General features: G+C 43.1%; 1 pseudogene. It reads right to left on the bottom strand.

Annotated features, from left to right (window positions below):
* Positions 1-436 (bottom strand): annotated as a pseudogene (locus HC175_RS18905) (hybrid sensor histidine kinase/response regulator); the annotation flags it as partial.

The following is a 436-nucleotide window of genomic DNA, read 5'->3' on the forward strand; positions in this document are numbered from 1 at the left end:
GGAGATCGCAGGTCATGAGTTACCGTATTCATGAACTGTTCCCTGCTCTTAAGCAGTCCTTCGGCATAGTTTTTCGCTGATTCAAGTTCCATCCTGTATTGCTGACTCTTAATAACGTCCTGCGTTACCAGAAATACAAAAGTGAGAATAACAAGAAGGCTTGCTGCACCAAGAAAGATGATGATTTTTGAGGTTTCTTCTACTGTGTTCTGCCAGGCTTCTACCTGGTCAATTGAATTTAGTCTTTCTTCAGCTTCAAGGGTGGATAACAAACCTCTCAACCGGTTATTCAGCTGGATCTCATTCGCAAGAAGTTGATCTTCCTGTTCCTTTAAGGCCATTCTATATCTTCTCTCCTGCGTTTCGAGCTGCCCCAGTACGGTCTTTACTGAATTAACCAAAGAATCTACGGTAATGGCGGGAGGTTCAGGATTTT

The organism is Salinimicrobium oceani (assembly GCF_012037645.1).